Origin of the sequence: Mycobacterium simiae (assembly GCF_008370645.1) — a bacterium.
GTDB classification, from domain to species: domain Bacteria; phylum Actinomycetota; class Actinomycetes; order Mycobacteriales; family Mycobacteriaceae; genus Mycobacterium; species Mycobacterium simiae_A.
Genome location: NZ_VTZN01000341.1, coordinates 1 through 2,112, shown reverse-complemented (window position 1 = coordinate 2,112; position 2,112 = coordinate 1). Strand labels below are relative to the sequence as shown.

At 64.3% G+C, this 2,112-nt stretch carries 3 protein-coding genes; all 3 read right to left on the bottom strand.

Annotation, left to right across the window (positions count from 1 at the left end; genetic code table 11):
• The coding region (locus tag F0Q45_RS25555; protein WP_149656530.1) for a PE family protein at positions 1-389 on the bottom strand (389 nt) is incomplete at its 3' end.
• A gap of 230 nt (positions 390-619) precedes the next feature.
• Positions 620-1,342 (bottom strand): amidohydrolase family protein, encoded by a 723-nt coding sequence (locus F0Q45_RS25550; RefSeq protein WP_149656529.1) that lies wholly within the window; start codon positions 1,340-1,342, stop codon positions 620-622.
• A 111-nt stretch (positions 1,343-1,453) separates the two neighbouring features.
• The coding region (locus tag F0Q45_RS25545; protein WP_188113168.1) for a CoA transferase at positions 1,454-2,112 on the bottom strand (659 nt) is incomplete at its 5' end.

The window sequence follows — 2,112 nt, the reverse complement described above, 5'->3', positions numbered from 1 at the left end:
GCGCCCGTCCCCGCCGCTCCATCGACACCGTTGCCAACCAACGGACGCCCCACCAACGCGAGCGTCGGCGCATTGATCGCCGCTACCAGCCCCCGCAACGGCCCGGCATTGAGCGCCTCAGCACCGGAATACATCCCCGCACCGGCACCCAACGCCGCCACAAACCGCTCATGAAACACCGCCGCCTGCCGAGTCACCGCCTCAAACTCTCGACCATGAGCGCCGAACACCGCCGCGATGGCCGCAGACACCTCATCACCACCAGCAGCAGCCAACGTGGTAATCGACCCCACCGACGTCGCAGTAGCGTCACTTAACTCCCACCCAATCCGCGCCAAATCCGACGCCACCGACGCCATCGCGTTGGGTGTCGCACTCACAAACGACATCGATCTGCCTCCCCGTTCAATGCCGTGACCTCACTGCGCCACCTGACGGCGTGATCACGGTCACGGCTGACGCTATGCAGGCCATATATTGGCGTCTAGCAGAAGTTGTGGAACTCACCCTTGCATCAGACGCATATATTTGCGGCCGCCCGGCGCGACAAGCGGGCAGCGGTGCGCGACATCGAGCCCGCACCAAACAACTCCGCGACTAGCCCGTCCCCGTCGCTGGCTCAAAGCCGATACCAGATACGGGCGTTAGCGCTGAGCCGTTGCAGGGCGGTGTCGCCCAGCGCGTCGCTGATCAGATCGAGATCGGCCGCAGTAAATGCGCGTGGAGCCCGCGTGCCCGGCAAGTCAGTGCCGAACAGCAGGGCCTGCGGGTTGACGGCGTCGATACGGCGGACGGTGTCGGCAACATCAAGCTTAAGACGACCGAATCCTGTCGCCTTGACCCGTATTCCGCGGTCAACCGCGTCGAGTAGCTGCGGCAGGCCGGACGACGTCAGACCGAGGTGGTCGATGCTCACCCGGGGCAGCAGGGCCAATTGCCTGGCGAGTTCAGGCAGGTTCGCAGAGTCGACGTAGAGCTCCGTGTGCCAGCCGGCAAGGTCATGGGCACGCAACGCCAGGTTCACATCCAAGATCCCGCCTCGCGCCAGCGTGAAACGCACCGCGCGAACCCCTGCCCGATCCAGGCTGATGATGTCTTCATCGGAGGAGCTGGGATCTAGCTGCGTGACCCCGACCCAGCCGGGTCCCAGTCGCCGCAATGCCGCAATCAAATATCCCTGGTCGAAACCCTGGAAGGACCCTGAGACGACCGCGCCCCCAGTGATGTCGTAAGCCGCTACACGCTGACGGTAGTCGGTAACGGTGAACGGCTCAGGGACAAAACCCTCGTTAGGGATCAACGGATGAGCGGGATCGATGATGTGAAAATGCGCGTCGAACATCACAACTACCTCCAAACATCAGTCATGAGGTGGCTGCCGCTGCGTGAAGGCCCGGCAAAGGCCACACCCAGCTACCTGCCGCTGCGACGACGTGACGGCAGTAAGCAGGCTCTAGGCGCCCGACGGCCACGACGGCGGATCAGCGCCATAGGGCACCAGGCGACTGGCTGCAGGCAACGTCAGGTCGGAAAACTCCACTGGGGGTGCGAGGGTGGTCACCGGCCCGTAGGCGGTGTCGATAGAGATGAGGCGCGCACAAGAGGAATCCGTTGCTGGTATCTCGTTTTCGGCGCTGATGTCGAGCAGACCGAGTTCTTGGACCCACATCGCGCTACGAGTGAGCGACACCTTGACGTGGTAGGAACCGCCCTCGTTGGCGCGTCGGTGCAAGGCCGCCATCATGCCCGCCGCGGCCAGGTATCCGGTGATCAGGTCGGCAAGGTAGAACACCGGTGAGAATCGGGGCGGCCCACCTTCGCCCTCGGCCATCGCCACCCCCGAGGCCACCTGTGCGTTTTGGTCGAATCCGGGGCGCTCGCGCCACGGCCCGCTGTGCCCATAGGCGGTAGCTGACATGTAGACCAGACCGCGTTCGCTCGCGGCGGCAAGCGATTCCGGGAGCAGGTCGAAGCACGAGTTCACCGCCGGGCGGTAGGTGGAAGCGAAGACGTCGGCGGTAGCGGCGAGTTTGCGCATCACCGCCCAGTCGTCGTCGCGGCGAAGGTCAAGGTAAGCGTTGTATTTGCCGACGTCAGTGTCGAGGTGCTGCG

What these genes read in the sequence shown, in the direction of transcription:
- F0Q45_RS25550 (WP_149656529.1), bottom strand. Translation starts at nt 1,342, where the DNA reads ATGTTCGACGCGCATTTTCACATCATCGATCCCGCTCATCCGTTGATC.